This is a genomic window from Streptomyces sp. NPDC021019, assembly GCF_044333295.1.
GTDB lineage: Bacteria > Actinomycetota > Actinomycetes > Streptomycetales > Streptomycetaceae > Streptomyces.
Map to the genome: position 1 here is coordinate 1 of NZ_JBIRQR010000008.1, position 23,125 is coordinate 23,125.

The window sequence follows — 23,125 nt, forward strand, 5'->3', positions numbered from 1 at the left end:
GGCCGACGTCCTCTTCGCGATGCTCCGCGACGGCACCTTCTACGAACCCCAACCCGCCCGATCAGCTTGACCAAACCCATAGGGGCACCCCCCCGGCGCGCCGACGTGCGACAGGTGAGGGGCGGGCGATCGGCCTGGCTGCCCGTCAGTCCTGCTGCGCCTCTTCGGCGTTGCGCCAGACCGTCAGGTCGATGGTGATGTAGCGACTGGGGTCGTTCGCACCCGACTTGCCGCGATAGGTCACCACGGCGATGTGCCCGGCCTTGCTGAGCACACAGATCTGCGATCCTGACGTGAGCTGGTCGAGCCCGATCTTCTCGGTGTAGCGGGTCTCCTCGCGGCAGACCTTCAGCGAGCCCTTCTGCGAGTTCTTCAGCACGACGAGCTTTCCGTTGTCGCTGCCCACCTGCTCGTCGCCGAAGAGGGAGTCCCAGTAGAAGTAGAAGTCCTTCTTGCCGTACATGACGCCGCTGTCCTCGTCCTCCAGCGGCCGGGGCGGATGGTCGGCGAGGCGCAGGGCGTAGTTCGCCGTCACGTCGATGCCCTCGTACGAGACGGGCCTGGGGTCGACCGGTTCCTGCCGGCCCTTGTTTCCGGACCCACTGCCGCTCGCACCGCCGTTGGCGGAAGCCTGGGACCGGTCGCCCTTGCCCGAGGTGTCGGGGTCCTCCGGCAACAGGGCGCCGATGACACCCAGGACGACCAGCGCGCCGACGACCGAAACGGCGACGATCAGCCCCGCCCGCTTGGGGCGCGGCGCGGCGGGCTGGAAACCGGGCGAGCCCCAGCCGGTCTGCTGGGAGCCGGGCTGCGGGTAGCCGGGCTGGGCGAATCCGGACGGGTGGTGGGGCGGCGGGGTCGCGAAGCCCTGGGGGTGGGTGTTCTGCTGCCAGTGACCGGTCGGCACGGTTCCCGGCGCCCCGGGAGCGGCGGGTCCGGTCTGTGTGGGGGCGGCGGCCACGGCGTAACCGGTGGGGGTGTACGGCTGGGCGGGGCCCGGTGCCGGGGGCTGCGGAGCGTACTGCGTCGGCGTGGGCGCGGGTCCGGTGGTGGGCCGGGGCGGCGGGGTGGGTGCGGGGGCGGGGAGCTGGTGGCGTTCGGTGATGGAGCCGGCGACCACTTGTGGGAGCCAGTCCTCGCCCTGGCGCAGTGGTTCGGGGGAGATCTCGTGGCACATGCGGATGATGTCGGTGAGGGTGGGGCGTTCGGCGGGGTCGCGGCTGAGGCAGCGGGTGACCAGGGGGCGCAGTGCGTCCGGCAGCCGGCTGAGGTCGGGGTCCTCGTGGACGATGCGGTAGAGGACGGCGTGCGAGGGGCCGTCGCCGAAGGCGGGTGCGCCGATCGCGGCGTAGGCGGCGATCTGGCCGAGGGCGAAGACGTCGGTGGCCGGAGTGACGGTGCCGACCGCCGCCTGTTCGGGCGACATGAACGCCGGGGTGCCGACGCTGACGCCGGTGCCGGTGAGGGCGGTGGTGTCGGCGGCCCGGGCGATGCCGAAGTCGATCACCCGGGGCCCGTCGGCCGCCAGCAGCACGTTCGCGGGCTTCAGGTCGCGGTGGACGATGCCCGCACCATGGATGACACCGAGCGCCTCCGCCACCCCGACGGTCAGCAACAGCACACTCCGCAACGGCAGCCCGCCGTGCCGGGCCACCGCGTGCGCGAGCGACGGGCCCGGCACGTACGCCGTCGCCAGCCACGGCTGCGCCCCCTCGGTGTCCGAGTCGATGACCGGTGCGGTGTACAGGCCCTGCACACGCTGCGCGGCCCGCACCTCCTGCTGGAACCGCCGCCGGAACTCCGGATCCTCACTGAACTCCGCCCGGATCACCTTGATCGCGAGAGGACGACCGCCCGGCGTGTACGAGAGGTACACCTTGCCCATCCCGCCCGCGCCCAGCACGGCGGCCAGCCGGTAGCCCCCCACGACAGCCGGATCGTCGGCCTTGAGCGGCTGGAACGGGTCGGTCGAAGACGCACTGCTCATTAGGAACCATCCCCCTGGTCACGGCAGTCCGGAGCCCGCACACGCCCCGAAGATCAGACGAGAGCGTACCCAATGCCGGGCGGCCGCCCTGCCCGACGTCGTGCCCGAGGCCGGCGCCCTGGCGCTCGGCACGATGCGCTCGCACGACCAGTGGAGCACCACCGTCTACTCCGACAACGACCGCTATCGGGGTATCAGGAACCCGCGCACGCTGGTCTTCATGAACCGGGCCGACATGCGCGAACGCGGGATCCCGGACATGGGGCCCGTCGACATCACGAGCACGGCGAAGGACGGCAGCGAGGGGTTCCTGAACGGCTGCACGGCGATCCCGTACGACATCCCGCGCGGCTGCGGGCTACTCCGCCATCTCGTACGCCCCCGACAGCGCCTCGACGCGCTCCCAGATCCGCGCCGAACGGGCCGCGTCGACGACGGGACGGCGTACCGCTCCGAGCGCCCAGCGCTGCTGGTCCTCGGTGGCGGAGTCCTTGCCGTGCAGCTCGACGGCGTGTGCCGAGAAGTCGCGTACGAGCACGGCGAAGAGTTCGTCGAGCAGTTCCTCGTCCAGGCCGGTCAGTCGGGCCTGTTCCAGGATCAGCTGGCCGTGGACGACGAGTGCGAACAGCTGGCCGACGGCGAGGAGGAGGTCGAGGTCGCGGCTCTGCTCCTCGTCGGGGGCGGCCGTCCCGACGAAGGCGCACAGGGCGTCCGCCTGCTCGCGGAAGCGGGCCACGTTCGGCACCTCGGCGTACGCGTCGAACGCGGGGCGCCAGTCGTGGAAGCGTACGGAGCCGAGACCGCGCGCGGGTCCCTGCCGGAAGAGGAACGCGTCGTCGGCGGCGTCCAGGCGCGTCGGGACGGCCGGGAAGCCGACCGGGTCCAGCAGGTGGTTGCGCAGGAACTTGAGGATCAGCGCGAGGTTCACGTGGACGGTGCCCTCCAGCTTCGGCAGGCTCCGGATCTCTACGGCGGCCTGGGCGAAGTAGTTGTCCTTCTCGAAGCCCTTGGCGGCGATGACGTCCCACATGAGGTCGATGACCTTCTCGCCCTCCGTGGTCACCTTCATCTTCGTCATCGGGTTGAAGAGCAGGTAGCGGCGGTCCTCGGGCCCGGCGGAGCGGAAGTAGTCGACGGCGCGGTCGCTGAACAGCTTCATCCCGACGAGCCGGACGTAGGCGTCGGTCAGCTCACGGCGCACGTGCGGGAAGGCGGTGACGGGGCGGCCGTAGAGGATGCGGTTGCTCGCGTGGGTGACGGCCTCGTACATCGCGTGCTCGCAGATGCCGATGGAGGCGGTGCAGAGGTTGAACTTGCCGACGTTGACGGTGTTGAGCGCGGCGTCGAACGCGGCTCGGCCGGTGTGCAGGATGTCGGCGGGGGCCACCGGGTAGCCGGCGAGGCGGAACTCGCTGACGTACTTGGAGGAGTCGACGACGTTCTTCACCAGGTGATACGCCTCGTGGCGGCTGTCGGCCGCGAAGAAGACGTAACCCTCGGGGCCCTCGATGTCGGTGCGCCTGCCGAAGACGGAGACGAGACCGGCGGCGTTGCCGTTGCCGATGTAGTACTTGGAGCCGGAGGCCCGGAAGCCGCCGTCGACCTCACTGTCCGGCTCCAGCAGCATGTCGGTGGAGTAGATGTCGGCGCCGTGGGCCTTCTCGGAGAGACCAAAGGCGAACACCTCGCCCTGGGCGAGGAGTTCGGCGGCCCGGTCGCGGGCGGCGGCGTTGTCGCTCTGCCAGACCGGGCCGAGACCGAGGATGGTCACCTGCCAGGCGTACCAGTAGTCCAGACCGTAGAACCCGAAGATCTCGTTGAGTGCGGCGATCCGGGCGGTGTCCCAGCGCCGGTCCGTCTCCGCCCCGTCCACCGCGGCGGAGACGGGGGTCAGGAAGGTGGCGAACAGCCCCTCCTTCGCGGAGAAGGCGAGGAAGTCGCCCAGCCAGGCGCGGGAGCGGTAGTCCTCGATCAGCCGGCGCTTGCCCCGCTCCTCGAACCAGTCGACGGTGGCGCGCAGCAGCCTGCGGGTCTCCGGGTCGAAGTGCTCGGGGTCGTAGGTGCGCGGGTTGAACAGCAAGGACTCAGCCATGGCGGTGCCTTCCGGGAAGGGTGGGGTCGTGGTGGTTGCGGAGGTGGCGGTCGGGGCGCCGTTCAGGCGTCCGGCCTCGAAGCCGCGAGCCGGTCGAGGGTGTCGAGTACGTCGTCGAGCCAGGCGATCGTCATGCGCTCGTACGCGATGCCGCCGCGCAGCACGACGTGCTGGAGCTCCTGCCCCGCGTCCAACGGCGCGGGGGCGTCGGGCCCGGTGAAGTCGCGCACTTCCCCGGCGAGATAGTGCGCGAGCCGGTCCCGGTGCGCCTGGCGGTGCCGCTCGACCTCGCGGATCAGGGCGGCCGGGTCGTCGAAGGCCGCGCCCCGGATCTTCACCGCGAGGTCGTGCCGGAGGCTCTCCGGTTCGATCGGCTTGTGCAGCCAGGCGGCGAGGGCCGCGCGGCCGGGGCCGGTGACGGAGTACTCCTTCTTGTCCGGCCGGCCCTGCTGCTCCACCTCGCGGACGAGGAGCAGGCCGTCGGTCACCATCCGCGCGAGCACGCGGTAGATCTGCTGGTGGGTGGCGGTCCAGAAGTGCCCGATGGACCGTTCGAACCGCCGGGCCAGCTCATAGCCGGAGCCGGGCTTCTCCAGCAGGGAGACGAGGATCGCGTGGTCGAGGGCCATACCGCGATCCTTCTATGCAACTCGTTGCATAGACAAGTCGTGGAGCCCCGATGAGACACGGCTCACCCGGGCCCGGGCCCGGGGCCGGGGCCCGTGCGGGCGTCGCGCCGGGAGGACTCGGCCGAGCGTCGGTCGAGGTAGGAGGTCACCGGGGCCGCCGCCACCCCGTGGACCACGACGGAGATCAGGACGGCGAAGACGACGACCGCCCACATCTCCCTCTCGTACGATCCGAATCCGCCCTCCCCGAGGGCGTAGGCGAGATAGAAGAGCGAGCCGATGCCCCGGATCCCGAAGAAGGCGGCCGCCGCGCGCTCGTTCGGGCGGCCCGGGCCCCGCAGCAGGGCGAGCCGGCCGGCGGCCGGGCGAATGAGGAGGTGCAGCAGCACGCCGACCGCCGCCCCCCTCCAGGTGAGCGCGGCCAGGCCGCCGGAAGCGACGAAAGCGCCCACACCGAAGAGAAGCAGGGCCATCAACAGGCGTTCGATCTGCTCCACGAACGCGTGCATCACCTGGTGGTAACCGTGGCTGTGCTCCGACCCGCGCAGGGCGCACGCGGTGGCGAACACGGCGAGGAAACCGTAGCCGTGCAGGGCCTCGGCGACGCCGTAGGACAGGAAGGTGGCCGCCAACGCCACGAACCCCTCGCCCTGTTCGGCGAGCCGCAGCGATCTGGCGCGGGACCGGAAGAGCACCCGCCCCAGCAGGAGGCCGATGGCGAGGCCTACGGCCACGCCCGCGGAGATCCGGACGAGCACGTCGCTCCAGACCCAGTGCGTCATCCAGCCCCCGGTCCAGCTCTCCCCGGCGGCGGCCAGGGCCACGGCCGCGAGGACGAACGGGAAGGCGAGGCCGTCGTTGAGTCCGGCCTCGCTCGTCAGCGCGAAGCGGACCTCGTCCTCGTCCTCCTTCTCGGCCGACGGCTCCCCCACGCGCACCTCGGACGCGAGCACGGGATCCGTCGGTGCGAGAACCGCGGCCACCAGGAGGGCCGCCGACACCGGCCAGTCGAGCAGCGCCCAGCCGGCCAGCGCGGTCGCCCCGATCGTCAGCGGCATCGCCAGCCCGAGCAGTCGCCAGGTAGCGGCCCAGGACCGCCACCCGAAGGGACGGTTGATGGCCAGGCCCGCTCCCATCAGCGAGACGATCACGCAGAGCTCGGTGAGGTGGTGCACCCAACCGCGGTCGGCGACCGGGTCGACCGCGGGCAGCGGCAGCGGTGTCAGGTACAGGAGCACTCCGGCGGCGAGGAAGACGATCGGCACGGAGACCGGCAGGCGGGAGAGCAGCCGGGGCAGCACCGCGGCGAGAAAGGCTCCGATGCCGAGGCACGCGTACACCGCGCCTTCGGTGGTGATCGACACGTGCGGTGTCACCCTCCTGTCATGTCGTCAGGCCAGGTCGCGGGGAACGGTCTCGTTCCAGGTGCGGGAGAAGACCCGGCGGCCGTCTTCATAGCCGTCCAGGGTGGCGTCGACGATGAACTCGTCCGCGTTCGCGGTCAGGACGGTGCTCGTCTCGACCCGCACGTCCCAGCCCGGCCGGGAGAACCGCATGGTCCAGGCGGACCGGCCGCTCGGGGAGGTGAAGTCGTCGGCCACGGAGGTGTACCTCTCGCACGCCCGCAGCCCCACCTCGATGCCGTTCTCCTCGTACCGCTGCGTTCCTCGGTCCTTCACGATGTCGAGGGCCGAGTGGTAGTCCACCAGGCTCCTGGAGACGTTCCAGGCCTGCTCCGGTTCGGTCAGCCGGGTGACGGGCGGCGGTCGGCACCCCTCCGGCTCCCCGAAGTACGCCTGGGGCATGCCGTCCGCCTCCCCGGTGGGGCGTACGGGCAGAACCAGCTCGCCGCCGTCCTCATGGACGGTGAGCAGAGCGGGCGCCGGCGCCGGCCACACCAGGGGCCAGTACGAGGTCGAGAGGGAGAGCCGGACACGGTGGCCGGGCGGGAACGCCTGCGCGACCCCGTTCAGCGGGATCCGGGCGTGACAGCGGCGGCCGGGTTCCAGCGGCCGGGGGTGCTCGTCGCTCTCCCGGTGGGTGAGGTTCAGTACGCCGTACGTGACGCGGGTGGCGCGGCCGTCCGGTGCGACGTCGGAGATCCTGGCGGTGATCTGGGCGACGGGGGCGGAGGCCGAGACCTCCAGGCCGACGGTCGGCGAGCCGAGGATCTCCATCCGCTCGGCGAGCGGTTCGGTCTCGAAGACCAGGGAGCCCCCGTCCTCCTCACGCTGGTCGTAGGGCAGGTCGGGGGGCGCGTTGTAGGACGCCCACTTGCCGGCGAACTGGCCGACGGAGAGCGGCGACTGGACCGTGCGCGTACGACCGTTCGGCGGTGGCTCCCGGTCGTCGGCCATCACGATGGCGGAGCCCCGCAGCGGGTACGCCACTTCCTTGATCCGCGGTGAGGGCCAGGACGGCTCGGCCACCCAGCGGCCGGGGCGCTCCTCGTACGACGTGGAGGGCGGGACGCTGTCCTGCATCCAGGTGCGGAGCATCGGCCCCTCCATGATGCCGTTGTCGACGCCCTTGAGCCAGTGGTCCCACCACTTGACGACTTCCTGGAGGTAACCGATGGCCGGGCCGGGCTCGCCGAGGTGCGGCAGCTTGTGGGACCAGGGGCCGATCAGCCCCTTGCGGGGGACGTCCACGTTGGCCAGGAGCCGGGTGACGGCGTTGGAGTACCCGTCGGCCCAGCCGCTGGAGGCGAGGACGGGGCACCTCAGCCGCGCGTAGTCCTCGTTGAGCGAGGCGTGCTGCCAGTAGGCGTCGCGGTGCGGATGGCGGAGCCATTCGAGGACCCAGGGACGGGCGGCTTCCAGCCGTTCCCGCCACATGTCCCGCCACCGCTCCCCCACCACCGCGGGGTCGGGCGGGCAGGTGGCGTACGCGAACATCGTGCCGGCTTCGGCGAGGTTGTCGGAGAGCATGGCGCCACCGAGGTAGTGCATGTCGTCCGCGTACCGGTTGTCGGTGAACGACGCGATGACGATGGCCTTGAGGCTCTCGGGCCGCCGGGCCGCCGTCTGGAGCGCGGCGAAGGCGCCCCAGGAGATACCCGTCATGCCGGTCGTCCCGTCGCACCAGGGCTGGGCGGCGACCCAGGCCAGCACCTCTTCGGTGTCGCGCTGCTCCTGCTCCAGGTACTCGTCCAGGAGCACGCCCTCCGACTCGCCCGTCCCCCGCAGGTCCACACGGACGCAGGCGTAGCCGTGGCCCGCGACGTACGGGTGGTGGATGGCGTCACGGGTCGAGGTGAGGTCGTTCTTGCGGTAGGGGATGCACTCCACGACCGCGGGGACCGGCTCCCCGTCGGACGAGACGGGCCGCCAGATCCTGGCCGACAGACGCACCCCGTCCGTCATGGTGATGGTGACGTGGTTCTCTTCTCCCGTTTCGTACGGGAGTTGCTCGACGTATCGCATACGGGCGGCGGATTCCTTCCTGGCGTCGGGTCCGGTGGGGGCGGGTACCCGGGGCGTCACGAGGAATTCCGGCCGCGCCCGCCCGGCTCCGTCTCGTCGAAACGCAGACCGAGGGCGGCGACGCACGCGTCGAACTTGCGGCGCAGGTCGTTCTCGTCGTCGCCGCCGGTGAAGATGTGGGCGACCTCGTAGCTGTAGCTGTCCTGACCCTTGACCGAGGAGAGTCGCTGCCCCTCGGAAGGGACCATGTCGATGTGGACACCGGGAATCTCCCGCTCGATGGCGGCGATCTCCTCGGCGGTCGGTACCTGGTGGACGCGCCCTTCACCGAACCAGCGGTAGTACCACTTGGCGGCCATCCTGTAGCGGCCCCCGCCGGGCGGCAGGGCCGGGTCGCCGCCGAGGGCGAGCCGGAGCATCCGGTGGTGGTTGGGCACACCGTCGACGAACGCGAACAACTCCGCGTGCGACTGGGAGTGCCGGGGGTTGATCTCCAGCAGGCTGATGTCGGCGGTCTTCGGGTCGTAGAAGTACTCGATGCTGAAGGTCGCCGCGTCCATGCCGATCTGTCGCATGGTGCGTTCGCTGACCTCGTGCAGCCGCTGGATCACCGGGGCCGGGAGGGTGCTGGGGTACTGGTGGCGCAGGAACGACGAGGAGTCGGGGTAGTTGATCGAATCGAGCACGCCGTAGACGGTGACCTCGCCCTGGTGCACGTATCCCTCGACGGCCACCTGGATACCGGTCATGGCCTCCTCGGCCAGACAGACCTGCCCGCCGACTCCCGCCATCTCCGGGGGCAGTTCCAGAAGATCGAGTATGGCTTCGAAGGGCTTGCCCACCCGGGCTATCCCGCCGCGTATCTCCTTGACCGCCGTCCGGAATTCCGTCATGTCCGAGACGCCGAACGCCAGCTCGGACGAGTAGGACAGAGCGGGCTTGAGCCACATGGGAAAGCTCACGCCGTCCGGTGGTCGCGGATCGTCGCTCCGCAGATCCACCCGGCCGAAGCGGGGGTGTTCGTCGATGACCTTCTGCTGCTCCAGCCGACTCCAGTACTTGTGCTCACACTTGACCACGGATTCCAGACTGGTACTGGTCGTGCCGTACTCCCTGCTCAGCAGCGGTACGAGGGTGCTCACGGGAAAGTCCCAGTAGCCGACGATCGCGTCGATGTCTCCCTCGTGGGCGTCGAGCACGGCACGTGCGCGGGTCATCAGCTCGTCGACGGTGTTGCTCTCCTCCTGCAGTTCCTTGATGCTGAGCAGCGGATGGAGACGGTGGCCGTCGGCGTCCGGAACAGCCTCCAGGGTCCGCAGATTCGCCTCGTCCATGCCGATGACGAATATGTTCTTGCGGGGATCTCGGGGCACAGGATCTCCTTTCGTACAGGTCGTCCGGGATCTGCGCCGTGTACCCCTGCGCGCCAGTTCAAACGCGGTGCACCGAACCGGGGGCCTGAAAGGGACGCTCCGGTTCGAGAATTCCGCGGCCCGGGGAATTCAGCTCCGGGGCTGGATGCGGCCCTCGGGCGGGACCTCGCCGGTGATGCTGGCGATCAACTCGGCGCAGAGCTCGCGCAGTTTGATGTTGCGGTGCTGCGATGCCGTGCGCAGCACGTCGAAGGCCTTCTCCGGGGTGCAGCGTTGCTGGCCGACGACCACGCCGATCGCCTGGTCGATGACGGTGCGCGACCGCAGGGCGGCCTCCAGGTCGGCGGCGAACTCCTCGGTGTCCGCGATGCGCTGGGCCAGCGCGATGGCCCCGGTGGCCTGCGCGGTGAGCAGTCTCAGCGCCGTCAGGTCGGCGGTGTCGAACGCGTTGGGGAGGGGCGCGTACAGGTTGAGGGCACCGGCCGTGTGGCTGTGGGGCGCGATGGGCAGGGACAGCGACGACCGGGCGCCGCAGACCGCCGCGTAGGCGGGGTAGTCGGCCCAGCGGCTCTCCCGCAGGGTGTCCGGGACGCTCACCTCGCGGCCGGTGCGCATCGCCTGGAGGCAGGGACCGTCGTCCTGCCCGTACTGGGCCTCGTCCAGCTTCGTGGCGCTGGCTCCCACGCTGGAGACGGTGACGGGACGTCCCTGCCGCTCCAGCGTGATTCCGCAGCCGTCGGCCTCCTCCACCAGGGCGAGGGCGCTGCGGGCGAGTGCGTGCAGGAACTCGTCCAGCGACTTCGTCTCCAGGAGCAGCGCGGTCGTGTCCGGCACCTCGGCCACGGGCCTGTCAGTCATGATCATCTCGTTCTGGGCGGTGACCCGCCGGCGGAAAGGGCGGGGCAGAGCTGGGCGGCGCGGTCCGGGCCGCCGGGACGGGGCAGCCGCCACCTACGCACCGAGCCGCCGAGCGGGCTCCGGGCGTGGGGCGGTGGTGGGGGGTCAGACGTCGTCGCGGGACGGCCGCCGAGTGGCGGGCGCGCTACCGGCCTTCGGGGCAGCGGCTGTTGCCGGGACGTCTGCGGAGTGGGGCCTCACCGCGGGTGGCCGGCCGCGGGCCGCCCGTACGGAAACGTGCGGGGCGCCGGAAGCGCGGGAGGCCGGAGCCGAAAGGGCGGCACGGGCACGAGGACAGAGGTTCACGGGACACTCCACGGAGGCAGGAAGAATTCTCAAGGGCCGTTTCCTGACCTCCAGCCCTTCATTATGCCCTCTCGCCCGGCGCGGCCCGGCCCGGCCTGTCCGTCCGGATCAACCCGCTCGGTGTCCGCCCGTCAGCGCTCCCCCGGGTAGCGGGGACGGGAGGTGTCGGCGTACGGGCCGATCGGCCCCTCCGCGGACCTGCCGGAAGACGCCGCGCCGGGCCGGTCGTCACGCGTCCCGCCCGGGGACGCCTCCGACTCCGGCCGGCAGCCCCGGCTGCGTGACACCGCGCCCTGAAGAGTCGGCGCGACCCTCAGGACGCGGTGGAGACCGGCGGCGCTCAGCGCCTCGCGGCCTGTGTCGTACCCGGCCACGACCACCATCGGGACACCGCGCTCCTCGGACCGGCCGCGCACCCGCAGGAGCAGCCCCAGGGCCCGGGGGGTGAGCACGGGGGTGCGGAGGTCCACGACGAGGGCCCGGGGACCGCAGCACGGCAGCAGACGGAGGATTTCGCGCTCGATCCTCGCCTCGTTGTCGAGGTCGACCACTGCGCCCAGTTCTACGACCAGGTGCGCGGCGTCGAGGTGATAGCTGAGCAGGAACATGAGCACTCCAGGGAAGCAGGGCTGAGAGCACGGCCGCTTCCTGACCTCCGTGCGCGTCTGCCCGCCCTGCGGCGACCTACACCTGTTGTGCGCGGCGGTCCGCTGCAACAGGGGCGGCCACGCCCGGGAAGCGGCGCGGCGCGGCGCGTACAGTGCGATGCTGGTCACAGAGTTCAGGCCGGGAAGGGAGCGACCATGAGCGACGACGGAGTGCTCACTCCGAGGCCGCCGGACCTTGTCTCCCTCCTCCTGGAGACCGACACCCTGGACGGATTCCTTGGAGCCCTGGCGCAGAGCGCGCTGGACCTGTCGCCCACGGCCGACGGCTGCGGAGTCACGCTGGAGCGTGAGAACCGTCCCCTGACCGTGGCGAGCGCGGGCACCAGCGCCCCGCTGCTGGACGAGGCGCAGTACGGGCAGGATGACGGCCCCTGCCTGCAGGCCCTGCGCGAGGGAGACGAGGTCAGCGTGAACGACATGCGCGAGGAGAGCCGGTGGAACGGCTACCCCGCCTTCGCCGTCGCCGCCGGCACCCGGTCGTCGCTGTCGCTGCCGATCGCGGCGCGCTCCCACACGGCGGGCGCGCTGAATCTGTACGCGCCCAAGGAGAACGGCTTCGCCGACGCCGACCTCAGCGGGCTGCGCGCGCTCGCCGCCCAGGCGACCGGGGCCGTCGCACTGGCCCAGCGGCTCTCGGACACGCGGACCTTCACCGCCGATCTGGAGGCGGCGCTCCGGTCCCGCACGGTGATCGACCAGGCGGCCGGCATCGTCATGAACCAGCGCCGCTGCACCTCCGAGGAAGCGCTCCAGACCCTGCGCACCGCGTCGCAGCACCGCAACGTCAAGCTCCGCGACCTCTGCGCGCAACTGGTCACGAGCGTCTCCGGCGGCCCTCCCTCCGGTGGCTCCCGCCTGCGCCCGCGTCCGTGATCCGAAGCCGGGAGGAGTCGCAGGACAGCGGCACGGCACGGGGCATGTTTGGCATTCGCTGCGCGGGTACTCCTCCCTCAGGTATCCGGCGTACGCGGATCTCAGGCGCCGGCCGGTTGGGAAAGCAGCCATCGGCGCCGTCCTGAGACGCTCCGGAGTCGTCGCTCCGGACGACGCCTCCGAGAGCGGCACAACCGTGGGGGTTCGTTCCGTGGAATCCGTACGGGAGACGCCCCCGGAGACCGACTGAGAGGCGGTGTTCAGGGCTCTCTCAGGGCTCCGGGCCCGACCTGGGGCCTCTCAGGGCTTCGGGGGCGTGCGCAGGGCGGAGCGCCCCTCACGCCACGCCGCCAGCAGGTGGTCCCCGAGGAGGTCTTCCAGGTGGCCGGTCGCCTCGATGCCCAGAACGACGTCCGCCGCCAGGCCGGGCTCGTCCTCCAGCAGGCCGCCGATCACCTCGTGGCGCACCACCTGTTCGTGGACGGCGTCGGCTTCCACGTGCTCGTCGTAGAACCGCTGGGCGGCGGGGCCCGCGCCCGCGCGGCGCAGGGCCTCGGCCAGCCTTCTCGACCCGGGGGACGAGGTGATCTCCACGGTGGCGAAGTGCCCGACGAGCGCGCCGCGCAACCGCCGGTGGAGGCCGAAGAGCGACATCAGGTTGACGGTGGCCAGGGCCTGGGCGGGCGCGGCGTCGAGGTAGCGGCCGTACCGCGCGTCGAGGCCGAGGTCGGTCATCAGGTCGGCGAAGAGCTGGGCGTGGACGTCCTCGGCCCGGCCCGCGCCGAACTCGTCGAACTCGACGGCGACCATCGCCGCCTTCGCCCGGCCGTGGAGCCTGGGCACCACCCACAGGTGCGGGTCGGCTTCCTTGAGGTGGTAGAGGGAGCGCACGGCGGCGTACTCGCGCAGTTGCCACAGCTCTCCCTCCCGCCGGAGGTAGTGGCTGACGCTGCGGCCGTCGTCCCCGACGGGTTCCAGCTGGAGCGCGCCGACCGCCTCCGCCACGTCCTTCCCGCCGGGGCCGCTGTCGCGGCGCAGCGCGTCCAGGAAGACGTCCTCGGCCGCCGCGCGCACGGCGAGCAGGGCCGGGTCCCATTCCAGGCGCTCGTCCACGCCCGCGAAACCCCGGTAGTGGAGCTCGTACAGGACGTACAGGAGCAGCTGGAGGTCGTCCCCGTACGGGTCGGACCGGCGGACAGCACCGGCTTCGGGCAGCGGAGCTCCGCCGCCCGCCAGCACGGCGAGGACGCTCTCGCTCAGGGGGCCGCGCGCCCGGGGAAGTCCGGGAGGCGCCACGGGGCTCCTGTGGATGGTGGTGTCCGGGATCGTCACGGTCGGGACTCCTCCTCGCCCTCCTGGGGCTGTCGGCCGCCGGGCGGGGCCCCGGAGGGCCCGGCGGGCTTGCGGCGGCGGTGGCTGGTGTCGCACCACGGGTAGGCGCGGCTGCGGCGGCAGGTGCAGAGGGCGACGACGAAGCGGTCGGACCGGGTGGTCGTACCGTCGTCGCCCACGACCTCGACCGGCCCTTCCACCAGGATCGGTCCTTGCAGGCTCATCACCACGCGGCGCGGCGTCTCATTCCTTCCGGGCACGGATCACCACCAGTTCTTCCCTGTCCAGACGGTCCCGCAGCAGGCCCCGTGCCCGCAGCCAGGCCGCCCGGCGTCGGGTGACCGGCCCGAACGGGATCATCACCCGGTCGGTCACGGTGACGTCCAGTCCGGCCGCGGACAGCCGGCCGACCGTCTCCTCGGGGCGGCTCAGCCCCGACTGGACCAGCAGGAGCAGCCCGCCGGGGCGCAGCGCGGCGAAGGCGTCGTCACAGATGCGGTCGAGGATCACCCGCCCTTCGGGGCCCGCGTCCCAGGAGCGGCCGGGGCCGTGCCGGGGCACCGACGGGCCGGGGGCCGGAACGTACGGCGGGTTGCTGACGACGGCGTCGAACGTGCGGCCGGGCAGGGCCCCGAGCAGGTCGCCCCTGCGTACGGTGACGGGCAGGCGGGCCAGCGCGGTGTTCAGCCGTGCGGACGCGACGGCCCGGCGGCTGATGTCCACCGCGGTGACGCGGGCGCCGAGCCGGGCGGCGTGCAGGGCCAGCGCGCCGCTCCCCGTGCAGAGGTCCAGCAGGTCCGTGCCCGGGCCGATCCCCTCGCGGCGCATGGCCAGGGCGAGGAGCAGGGTGTCGGTCTGGGGCCGGTAGACGCCGGGCAGCCGTACGACCCGGCCGGGCCGCGGTGCTTCCCCGCCCGGCCGCCGTGCCCTGCCGGACGTGTGCGGCGGGGCCTGCCGCGCCATCGGGCCGTCTTCGCCCTCGGGTACCCGAACCTCCGGCCCGTTCAACGGCCGGGTCGCCCGTCGGGCCGCGCCTGCCGCTCCTGGCGGCGCGCCTCGGCCTGCCGGCGTCGGCCCTCCTCCTTGCGGTCCTGGTCGTCCAGCGCCTTGCCGTCCGATTCCGTGGCCAGCCCGCGGGCCTTCAGTACCTTGGCCCGCAGGACCCTGCGTACGTCACGCATCGTGTCCTCCTGTGCGGTCAGTAGTAGTTCCACCGTCGATCGGTTCATGTCTCCTCGTCCCCGGCGCGCACCTCAGGGTCCGCTACCTGGGCGTGTCTGTTCCGGGTGGCTCGCGCCGCTGTAGTGGAGTGACCCCGAACGGCCCCGCCAAACATCCGCCGCTCGCCGCACCGGGGACACCGGTCGTGCGCCGGAGGTCCGTCGTACGCTGAATGCGACGTTCGGACCGGCAGGGGAATGGACGTGCGTACCAACGGGAGGCGGAGAGAGCGCCGGCTGGGCGCGCACCACCGAGCGCGTCACGAAGAAGGCCGAGGCCTCGGCCTTCCGGGGCTGCTCGACGTCATCGGGGCGCGGATGAAGGACGCTCCGGACCTTCTTCAGCCGCCGTCTCCGGCGGTCCTCAGCTTCGGGCGGCCGAAGGATCGCCGTCTTCCTCCGCCGGAGCCGGGGCGGGGGCCGGGCCGGGGACGCGGCGTGGTCCGATGAGCGTGACGGTGGTGAGCACGGCGACGACCGCCAGCGCCGCGGACACGCCCAGCACGGCTCGGGCCCCGTCGGTGACCGCCTGGGCGCCGTGGCCGCCGTGGAGCGTGAAGACCGCGCCGAGCGCCGCGGTTCCGACCCCCGCGCCGAGGGACGCGAGGGTGGCGACGGTCCCGGCGACCATGCCGACCCGTTCGGGGGCCGTGACCCGCACGGCGACGGCCATGACGGGTGCGCCCGCGATGCCGCCGCCCGCCCCCCAGGCGAGCAACGGCGCCAACAGCGCCCACCACGGGGTGCCGGGGGTGATCAGCAACGCCAGAGCGGCGAGGCCGACGCCCTTGAGCGCGTAGCCGGCGCCGATGACCAGGCCGGGTGCCGAGCGGCCGATCAGTTGGGAGCCGACCAGGCCCATGACGATCTGGGCGAGGAAGATCGGGGTCATCAGCAGGCCCACCGCGGTCGGGCCCATACCGAGGCCCTCGGAGAAGTACAGCACCAGGTAGACCGAGCCGCCGATGGTCAGGACGCGGCTGAGCAGGACGGCCAGCATCGCACCGGAGAACGCGGGCCGGCCGAACATCCGCAGCTCCAGCGTCGGCGCGGGCACCAGGAGCTGGACGGCCAGGAAGGCGGCCAGCGCCAGGCAGGCGGCGAGCAGCACGGCGGTCTCCCGCCCGGACCAGGGCGCGTCGCCGGAGCGGAGCATCAGCAGCGTGGCCGCGCCGAGGCCGAGCATGAGCAGCAGGCTGCCGAGCCAGTCCGTCCGCCCGGCACCCGGCGCCCCCGGGGTGCGCGGCAGAACGCGTACGGCCAGCACCCAGGCGGCCGCGCCGAGGGGCAGGTTGATCGCGAAGACGGCCCGCCAGCCGAAGGTCTCGGCCAGCACCCCGCCGAGGGTCGGCGCGAGCAGGCCCGCCGCGGTCGCGAACGAGCCCCAGGCGCCGATCGCGAGGTCGCGCTCCGCGCCCTCATAACGGTCGGAGAGCAGCGGAATGCCGTTCACCATGATCGCGGCGGCTCCCGCCCCCTGGACTACCCGGGCGGCGTTGAGCCACAACAGGTCCGGCGCCGAGATCGCGGCCAGGGAGGCCAGGGTGAACACGGCGATCCCGGCGAGGAACAGGGTACGTCGGCCCCAGCGGTCCGACAGGCTTCCCACGACCTGGGTGAGCGCGCCCATCGCGACCACGTACGTCACCACCACGGACTCGGCCGAGGCTCCGTCCGCGACGTCGGCGCTGATCAGCGGGAGCCCGATGGCCACGATCGTCAGGTCGACGACCACCAGGCCCGTGGAGGCCATCACGAGCACCAGTACCCCGCTCAGCGGCGGAAGACGTCGAGACTTCTGGGCAGGCATGCGGGATCGGCCTCCGGGCTCGGCGGGCGTGATCGGCCCGCACGGCGAGAGCGGGCGAACGAGCCCTGGCGGCCCGTGACATGGCCAGCCTGGCTCCCCTCAGCACTAAAGTCAACATGCGTGAAGTTCGAGGGGTCGTACGCTGTCGCCATGTCTGCCACGCCTCGCCGCCGACCCGCCACACGCAAGGGCCGCCCCGTCCTCACTCGCGGGATCATCGCCGCCAAGGCTCTGGAGATGGCCGGCGCACAGGGGTTCCCGGCCCTCACGATGCGGGCTCTCGCCGCCGAACTGGGCGTGACCGTGCGGGCGTTGTACAACTACGTCGAGGATCGCGGGGAAGTCGTCAGCCTGGCTGTCGACCTGATGCTGACCTCCTGGAACCCGCCCCCGCTCGACCCCGCGGCCTGGGAGACCTCCGTCGCCGGCTACGCAGCCTCCCTGCGCGCCCTGTACCGCCGTTGGCCCCGCGCCCTGCTGGTCTCCCTGGACGAGGACACCCCCCCGGCCTCGGTGCACCCCAACCGCCTGCTCCACCTGGACCGGTTCCTCCGGCTGCTGCGGGACGTCGGCCTGGACCTCCCGGCGGCGCTCGCGGAGCACCGTCATCTCTCCCTGCTCGTGTTGTCCTTCGCCCTCGTGGTCGACGGGCCCGCCGGAGGGGTCGGGGACGACCGGAACACGCTCGTCCCCGACTCCTGGCTCACCGCCCACGCCGACCTCGACGTTCCCACCCTCCGGGAGGCCGCCGCGCTGTCCCTTCCCACCGCGGACGAGCAGTTCGACCAGCTCGTCGCCGCCGTCGTCGACCGGATCCGCGGTGGACTCAGCGCCGGCTGACGGCCCGCGGGTCGCGGTGGGGCTCCTGGCGCGGTTCCCGGTGGATGGGGTCCGCGCCTCCGGTCAGGGGGAGGCCCGTGCCGCCCCGCCGGGCCGCCACGATCTCCGCGGCGATGGACAGGGCCGTCTCCTCGGGCGTACGGGCTCCGAGGTCCAGGCCGATGGGCGAACGCAGGCGGTCCAGCTCCCGGTCGCTCAGTCCCGCCTCGCGCAGCCGGCGCCCGCGGTCCTCGTGGGTGCGGCGCGATCCCATCGCGCCGACGAACGCGGAGGGCATCCGCAGCGCCTCCGTGAGCAGCGGCACGTCGAACCGGGCCTCGTGCGTCAGCACGCACAGCACGGTGCGCCCGTCGGTGGGGGTGCGCCGGAGATAGCGGTGGGGCCAGTCGACGACGACCTCGTCCGCCTCGGGGAACCGGGCCCGGGTGGCGAAGACGGGACGGGCGTCGCACACCGTCACATGGTGGCCCAGGAACTTCCCGGCCCGTACCAGTGCCGCGGCGAAGTCCACCGCGCCGAAGACGATCATGCGGGGCGGTGGCACGCTGGTCTCGACGAGCAGGGTGAGCCCGCCGGGGCAGTGCGTACCGTCCTCGGAGAGGGTGACGGCGCCGGTGCGGCCGGCGTCCAGCAGGGCCGAGGCCTCGGCCGCCGCCGTACGGTCCAGCTCCGGGCGCCCGCCGAGCCCGCCCTCGTGGCCACCGTCGGCGCGGACGAGCAGCGCACGTCCCAGGAACCCTTCCGGGCCGCTCACCACCCGGGCGAGGGCGGCCCCCGTGCCGGAGACCGCGGCGGACAGCGCGGCCCCCAGCACCGCGCGTTCCGGCGAGCCGGCGCGGACCGGCGTGACCATGATGTCGATGACCCCGCCGCAGGTCAGCCCGGCGGCGAAGGCGTCCTCGTCGCTGTAGCCGAACTGCTCGCGCACGGTCCGGCCGTCCTGGAGGGCCTGGGCGCACAGTTCGTAGACCGCGCCCTCCACGCAGCCACCGGAGACCGACCCGATCGCCGTGCCCTCGCTGTCGACGGCGAGGGCCGCGCCGGGCCCGCGCGGCGCGCTGCCGGCGACGGAGACGACGGTGCCGACGGCGAACTCCCGGCCCTCCGCCATCCATCGGTGCAGCTCGCCGGCGATGTCAAGCATCCGCCGCTCCCCCGGCGGGGTCCGGCACCGTGGCCGCGAGGATCCGGTCGGGGCGGATCGGCAGGTCCCGGTGGCGGGCGCCGGTGGCGTGCCAGACCGCGTTGGCGACGGCCGCCGCCGCGCCCACGACGCCGATCTCCCCGATGCCCTTGATGCCGACCGGGTCGTCCGGGTCGTGGTCGTCCACCCAGTCCGCCTCGATGTCCGGGACGTCGGCGTGCGTGGCCACGTGGTAGCCGGCGAGATCGGGGGCGTAGTGACCGCCGCTGTTCCGGTCGCGGACCGCCTCCTCGTGCAGGGCCATGGAGATGCCCCAGGTCATCCCGCCGACGAGCTGGTTGCGGGCCGTGAGCGGATTGACGATGCGGCCCGCGGCGAAGACGCCCAGCATGCGGCGCACCCGGACCTCACCGGTGGCGGTGTCGACGGCGACCTCGGCGAACTGCGCCCCGTAGGAGTGCCGTTCCTTCCGCGCGAGGCCCGCGAGCGCTTCGGTGGTGTCGGACCGCACCGTGATCCCCTCCGGGGGGAGGCTCGTGGTCACCGCGAGCCGCTCCCGCAGTTCGGCTGCGGCGGCCGTGACCGCCCAGGCCCAGGAGCGGGTGCCCATGGAACCGCCGGCGATCATCGCGGGGCCGAAGTCGCTGTCGCCGATGCGGACCCGGACCCGTTCGGGTGCGGTCTCCAGCGCGTCGGCGGCGATCAGGGTGAGCGCGGTGCGGGCTCCGGTGCCGATGTCGGCGGCGGTGATCCGTACGGTGAACGAACCGTCCGCCTCCGCCGTGACCAGGGCGGTGGACGGGGCGGCCCCGGCGCCGAAGGAGGCCGCCGCCGTGCCGGTGCCCAGCAGCCAGCGTCCGTCGCGGCGGGTGCCGGGCCGCGGATCGCGGTCCGCCCAGCCGAACCTGCGCGCGCCCTCGCGGAAGCAGGCCGCCAGATTGCGGCTGCCGAACGGGAGCCCGGAGACGGGGCCCACCTCCGGCTCGTTGCGCAGGCGCAGTTCGATCGGGTCGACACCGGCGCGTACGGCGAGCTCGTCGAGGGCCGCCTCGATCGCGAACGACCCCGGGGCCTCCCCCGGCGCGCGCATCCAGGTCGGGGACGGCACGTCGAGCCGTACGACGTGGTTGCCGGTGCGGTGCGCCTCGGCGTCGTACATCACCCGGGCGACGCCCGCGCTGGGCTCGACGAACTCGTACACCGTCGACGTCTGGTTCAGCGAGAGGTGCTCCAGGGCCAGCAGCCGGCCGTCGGGGGCCGCGCCGAGCCTGATCCGCTGGATGGTGGGACTGCGGTAGCCGCCCAGGGTGAACGTCTGCCGCCGGTTCAGCACCACGCGCACCGGGCGCCGCAGGGCGGTGGCGGCCATCACGGCGGACACCTGGTGGGCGCGCAGGCCCTTGCTGCCGAAGCCACCACCGATGTGCTCGGAGCGGACCCGCACCGAGGAGGCGTCGAGCGAGAACATCATGGCCAGCTCGCTCTGGACCCAGACGGCGCCCTGGTTGGAGTCGACGACCTCCAGCCGGCCGCCGTCCCAGTGGGCGGTCGCCGCGTGCGGCTCCATCATGCTGTGCTGCTCTTCGGGGGTGGTGTACCGCGCGTCCACCACATGGGCGGACGCCGCCAGCCGGTCCTCCAGGTCACCCTTCTCCGTCTCGGCGGGCATGTGGCTCGCGGCGGGGTAGGCGTCCGGGTGGCCGGCGACGAGCACGGTGTCGTGGGGCTCCCGCTCGTACGTCACCACGAGCGCTTCGGCGGCCTCCCGGGCCTCCTCGGAGGTCTCCGCGACGACGAGTGCGACCGGCCAGCCGGCGAACGGCACCCGGTCGTTCTGGAAGACGGCGCAGGTCGGGTCCGGCGGGGTGCCGAGCATGCCGACGTAGTCGAGGTTCAGACGCGGGGCGTTGCCGTGGTGCAGCACGGTGAGCACGCCCGGCATGTCGAGGACCGGGGCGGTCTCCACGTCGAGGATCCGGCCTCGGGTGACCGTGGACAGCACGAGCCAGCCGTGGGCCAGGTCCGGATGCGGGATCTCGCCCGCGTAGCGGGCCGCGCCGGTGACCTTGTCCCGGCCCTCGACGCGGGTGTGGGCGACGCCGACGGCTCCGCGCACGGCTCGGGGTCCCGGCGTGGTGGTCGTCATCGGGCGTCCCTTCCGGCGAGTTCGGTGAGTACGGAGACCACGAGGTTGCGCATGAGGGTCACCTTGTATCCGTTGTCGGGCAGCGGCCGGGCGGCGGCCAGTTCGGCGTCCGCCGCGGCGGCGAAGGTCGCGGCGTCGGCCGGTGCGCCGGTCAGCACGGCTTCCGCCGTACGGGCGCGCCAGGGCCGGGAGGCGACGGCTCCGAGGGCGAGGCGCGCCTCGCGTACGAGGCCGTCCTCGATGTCGAGCGCCGCCGCGACGGAGCCGATGGCGAAGGCGTACGAGGCGCGTTCGCGCACCTTGCGGTAGCGGGAGTGGGCGGCGACGGGTGCGGCGGGGAGGCTGACGTGGGTGATCAGCGCGCCGGGCGGCAGGGCGGTCTCCCGGTGCGGGGTGTCTCCGACGGGGAGGTAGAAGTCGGAGAACGGTGTCTCGCCGGGCCCGTCGGCGCTCTCGTAGGAGACCACCGCGTCGAACGCCGCCAGCGCCACGCCCATGTCGGAGGGGTGAACGGCCACGCAGTGGTCGGAGGCGCCGAGGACGGCGTGGTTGTGGTGTTCACCGGCGACGGCGGGGCAACCGCTGCCCGGGGCACGCTTGTTGCAGGGCTTGGAGACGTCGGTGAAGTAGCCGCAGCGGGTGCGCTGGAGGAGGTTGCCGCCGACGGTCGCCATGTTGCGCAGCTGCCCGGAGGCTCCGGCCAGCACGGCCTGGGCCAATGCCGGGTAGCGGCGGCGGACTTCGGGGTGGGCGGCGAGATCGCTGTTGGTGACGGTCGCTCCGACGCGCAGACCGCCGTCCGCCGTGGGTTCGACGCGGTCCAGGGGGAGTTCGCGGACGTCGACGAGGCGGGCGGGGCGCTCCACGCCGGACTTCATCAGGTCGACGAGGTTGGTGCCGCCGCCGAGGAACCGCGCGTCCGGGGCGGCGGCGAGGAGCGCGACCGCACCGGCGACGTCGTGGGCGCGCTGGTAGTCGAACTCCTTCACGCGGAAGCCTCCTTCGTGGCTGCCGTCCGGTCCTCGGCGTGGGACTCGGCGGCGCGGGCGACGGCCCGGACGATCGAGACGTAGGCGCCGCAGCGGCACAGGTTGCCGCTCATGCGCTCGCGGATCTCGTCGGGCGTCAGCGGTGGCGGTCCCGCATCGGGCCCCGGGTCGTCGGTGACGGCGCTCGGCCAGCCGGCCGCGTGTTCCTCGATGACGGCGATGGCCGAGCAGATCTGGCCGGGTGTGCAGTAGCCGCACTGGTAGCCGTCGAGGTCGAGGAAGGCCTGCTGGACGGGGTGCAGTTCGTCGCCCTCGGCCACGCCCTCGATGGTGGTGATCTCGCGCCCCTCGGCCGCGACCGCAAGGCTGAGGCAGGAGACGATGCGTCGCCGGTCGACCAGGACGGTGCAGGCGCCGCACTGTCCTTGGTCGCAGCCCTTCTTGGTGCCGGTGAGGTCGAGGCGCTCGCGCAGGGCGTCGAGCAGGGTGGTGCGGTGGTCGATGGGCAGGTGGTGCTTCTCGCCGTTGACGTTCAGGGTGATCGCACTGGACGTCGACGAGGTCGCTGGGGCCATGATCAGCCTTCTCTGGTCTCTGGTGACGAGGAACCGGACCGTCGGCCGGGACCGGTCGATCCGGCGGCCGGCGAACGCGACCGGCGCTAAGGTAGCCCTAACCGGACTGCTGTCCGTTCACGGAAAAAACGTAACGGACAGCTGTCCGGTTAACAAGGACGGGTTTCGGCCACGAGCCCGCGAGGAGGATCCGTGTCCCAGCCGAAGAAGGACGCCCCCCTGCGCGTCGACGCGCAGCGCAATCGCGAGCGCATCCTGCGCGTGGCCATGGCTGAGCTGACGCTGCGCGCCGACGCCCCGTTGAGCGCGATCGCCAAGAAGGCGGGCGTCGGGCAGGGCACGTTCTACCGGAACTTCCCGCACCGGGAGGCCCTCGTCCTGGAGGTCTACCGCTACGAGATGCAGCAGGTCGCCGATGCCGCGGGCGAGCTGCTCCGGACGCTCCCGCCCGAACGGGCCCTGCGGGAGTGGATGGACCGCCTCGCCGGCTTCGCCATGACCAAGGCCGGCCTCGCGGACGCGATCCGGCTGGTCACCAGCGCACCGGGCGGACCCGCCAAGCCCGGCCCCACCCCGGTCATGGAGGCGGCCGGAACCCTGCTCCGCGCCTGCGAGGACGCCGGCGTCGTCCGCCCCGGGGTGACCCCGGACGACTTCTTCCTCGCCATCGCCGGTCTCTGGCAGATCGATCCGCGCGAGGACTGGGAGCCGAGGGCCGGCCGGCTGCTGGATCTCGTCATGGACGGACTGCGCGTCGGGGCGCCCGGCCGCTGACGGGACCACCGCCCCCGAGTGTCGGCGGGCCGTGTGATGATGCCC

20 protein-coding genes and 1 pseudogene are annotated in these 23,125 nt (G+C 72.6%); 4 read left to right on the top strand and 17 right to left on the bottom strand.

Features of this window, described 5'->3' with window-relative positions:
- Nucleotides 1-145: 145 nt before the first annotated feature.
- Entirely contained in the window at nucleotides 146-1,987 is a 1,842-nt protein-coding gene (locus ACH4RG_RS31185; RefSeq protein WP_397931438.1) for a serine/threonine-protein kinase, read from the bottom strand.
- 79 nt (nucleotides 1,988-2,066) lie between these two features.
- Between ACH4RG_RS31185 and ACH4RG_RS31190 the strand changes: the two are divergent.
- Nucleotides 2,067-2,342 (top strand): annotated as a pseudogene (locus tag ACH4RG_RS31190) (molybdopterin dinucleotide binding domain-containing protein); the annotation flags it as partial.
- 3 nt (nucleotides 2,343-2,345) lie between these two features.
- Here the strand turns inward: ACH4RG_RS31190 and ACH4RG_RS31195 are convergent.
- From ACH4RG_RS31195 to ACH4RG_RS31225, 7 genes are all read right to left on the bottom strand, one after another.
- On the bottom strand, nucleotides 2,346-4,079 hold the full coding sequence (locus ACH4RG_RS31195) for an acyl-CoA dehydrogenase family protein (protein WP_397931441.1): 1,734 nt from the start codon (nucleotides 4,077-4,079) through the stop codon (nucleotides 2,346-2,348).
- 62 nt (nucleotides 4,080-4,141) lie between these two features.
- Nucleotides 4,142-4,708, bottom strand: coding sequence for a PadR family transcriptional regulator (locus ACH4RG_RS31200; protein ID WP_397923654.1), 567 nt, complete (start codon nucleotides 4,706-4,708; stop codon nucleotides 4,142-4,144).
- 62 nt (nucleotides 4,709-4,770) lie between these two features.
- Entirely contained in the window at nucleotides 4,771-6,072 is a 1,302-nt protein-coding gene (locus ACH4RG_RS31205) for a cation:proton antiporter (protein WP_397923652.1), read from the bottom strand.
- A gap of 27 nt (nucleotides 6,073-6,099) precedes the next feature.
- On the bottom strand, nucleotides 6,100-8,133 hold the full coding sequence (locus tag ACH4RG_RS31210) for a CocE/NonD family hydrolase (protein ID WP_397923650.1): 2,034 nt from the start codon (nucleotides 8,131-8,133) through the stop codon (nucleotides 6,100-6,102).
- Nucleotides 8,134-8,189: 56 nt separating this feature from the next.
- Nucleotides 8,190-9,506 carry an acetyl-CoA carboxylase biotin carboxylase subunit family protein gene (locus ACH4RG_RS31215; protein WP_397923648.1) on the bottom strand — a complete coding sequence of 439 codons (1,317 nt, stop codon included), beginning with the start codon at nucleotides 9,504-9,506 and terminating at the stop codon, nucleotides 8,190-8,192.
- 129 nt (nucleotides 9,507-9,635) lie between these two features.
- Entirely contained in the window at nucleotides 9,636-10,364 is a 729-nt protein-coding gene (locus ACH4RG_RS31220) for a GAF and ANTAR domain-containing protein (RefSeq protein ID WP_397923646.1), read from the bottom strand.
- Nucleotides 10,365-10,840: 476 nt separating this feature from the next.
- On the bottom strand, nucleotides 10,841-11,317 hold the full coding sequence (locus ACH4RG_RS31225; RefSeq protein WP_397931444.1) for an STAS domain-containing protein: 477 nt from the start codon (nucleotides 11,315-11,317) through the stop codon (nucleotides 10,841-10,843).
- A 195-nt stretch (nucleotides 11,318-11,512) separates the two neighbouring features.
- On the opposite strand from ACH4RG_RS31225, the gene ACH4RG_RS31230 reads away from it, so the two are divergent.
- Nucleotides 11,513-12,250, top strand: a complete 738-nt coding sequence (locus tag ACH4RG_RS31230) for a GAF and ANTAR domain-containing protein (RefSeq protein WP_397923642.1) — start codon at nucleotides 11,513-11,515, stop codon at nucleotides 12,248-12,250.
- Nucleotides 12,251-12,550: 300 nt separating this feature from the next.
- Here the strand turns inward: ACH4RG_RS31230 and ACH4RG_RS31235 are convergent, their stop codons facing one another.
- The 5 genes from ACH4RG_RS31235 to ACH4RG_RS31255 all read right to left on the bottom strand — a co-directional run bounded on the left by ACH4RG_RS31235 (nucleotide 12,551) and on the right by ACH4RG_RS31255 (nucleotide 16,612).
- On the bottom strand, nucleotides 12,551-13,582 hold the full coding sequence (locus ACH4RG_RS31235; RefSeq protein ID WP_397931447.1) for an iron-containing redox enzyme family protein: 1,032 nt from the start codon (nucleotides 13,580-13,582) through the stop codon (nucleotides 12,551-12,553).
- A complete protein-coding gene (locus ACH4RG_RS31240) occupies nucleotides 13,579-13,806 on the bottom strand; it encodes a CDGSH iron-sulfur domain-containing protein (RefSeq protein WP_398540567.1) in 228 nt (75 codons plus the stop codon). The genes ACH4RG_RS31235 and ACH4RG_RS31240 overlap by 4 nt, the downstream gene beginning before the upstream one ends.
- A gap of 19 nt (nucleotides 13,807-13,825) precedes the next feature.
- Nucleotides 13,826-14,545: a HemK2/MTQ2 family protein methyltransferase gene (locus tag ACH4RG_RS31245; RefSeq protein WP_397923636.1), complete on the bottom strand. Its 720-nt coding sequence runs from the start codon at nucleotides 14,543-14,545 to the stop codon at nucleotides 13,826-13,828.
- A 41-nt stretch (nucleotides 14,546-14,586) separates the two neighbouring features.
- Nucleotides 14,587-14,811 carry a hypothetical protein gene (locus ACH4RG_RS31250; protein ID WP_397923634.1) on the bottom strand — a complete coding sequence of 75 codons (225 nt, stop codon included), beginning with the start codon at nucleotides 14,809-14,811 and terminating at the stop codon, nucleotides 14,587-14,589.
- A 355-nt stretch (nucleotides 14,812-15,166) separates the two neighbouring features.
- On the bottom strand, nucleotides 15,167-16,612 hold the full coding sequence (locus tag ACH4RG_RS31255; RefSeq protein ID WP_397923632.1) for an MFS transporter: 1,446 nt from the start codon (nucleotides 16,610-16,612) through the stop codon (nucleotides 15,167-15,169).
- Between the two features lie 150 nt (nucleotides 16,613-16,762).
- Between ACH4RG_RS31255 and ACH4RG_RS31260 the strand changes: the two genes are divergently transcribed.
- The gene (locus tag ACH4RG_RS31260) at nucleotides 16,763-17,452 is read left to right on the top strand and encodes a TetR/AcrR family transcriptional regulator (protein WP_398540568.1); all 690 of its coding nucleotides are present in this window, start codon (nucleotides 16,763-16,765) and stop codon (nucleotides 17,450-17,452) included.
- Here ACH4RG_RS31260 and ACH4RG_RS31265 read toward each other — a convergent pair.
- The 4 genes from ACH4RG_RS31265 to ACH4RG_RS31280 are packed head-to-tail and all read right to left on the bottom strand — an operon-like array spanning nucleotide 17,439 to nucleotide 22,306.
- On the bottom strand, nucleotides 17,439-18,596 hold the full coding sequence (locus tag ACH4RG_RS31265; protein ID WP_397923628.1) for an XdhC family protein: 1,158 nt from the start codon (nucleotides 18,594-18,596) through the stop codon (nucleotides 17,439-17,441). The genes ACH4RG_RS31260 and ACH4RG_RS31265 overlap by 14 nt on opposite strands.
- Nucleotides 18,589-20,742 (bottom strand): xanthine dehydrogenase family protein molybdopterin-binding subunit, encoded by a 2,154-nt coding sequence (locus ACH4RG_RS31270; protein ID WP_398540569.1) that lies wholly within the window; start codon nucleotides 20,740-20,742, stop codon nucleotides 18,589-18,591. The genes ACH4RG_RS31265 and ACH4RG_RS31270 overlap by 8 nt, the downstream gene beginning before the upstream one ends.
- Nucleotides 20,739-21,731: an FAD binding domain-containing protein gene (locus tag ACH4RG_RS31275; protein ID WP_397931453.1), complete on the bottom strand. Its 993-nt coding sequence runs from the start codon at nucleotides 21,729-21,731 to the stop codon at nucleotides 20,739-20,741. Before ACH4RG_RS31275 ends, ACH4RG_RS31270 begins: the two co-directional genes overlap by 4 nt.
- Complete coding sequence (locus ACH4RG_RS31280; protein WP_397931456.1) at nucleotides 21,728-22,306, bottom strand: (2Fe-2S)-binding protein; 579 nt, start codon at nucleotides 22,304-22,306, stop codon at nucleotides 21,728-21,730. The genes ACH4RG_RS31275 and ACH4RG_RS31280 overlap by 4 nt, the downstream gene beginning before the upstream one ends.
- 192 nt (nucleotides 22,307-22,498) lie before the next feature.
- Between ACH4RG_RS31280 and ACH4RG_RS31285 the strand changes: the two genes are divergently transcribed.
- Nucleotides 22,499-23,080 (top strand): TetR/AcrR family transcriptional regulator, encoded by a 582-nt coding sequence (locus ACH4RG_RS31285; protein WP_397923620.1) that lies wholly within the window; start codon nucleotides 22,499-22,501, stop codon nucleotides 23,078-23,080.
- Nucleotides 23,081-23,125 lie beyond the last annotated feature (45 nt).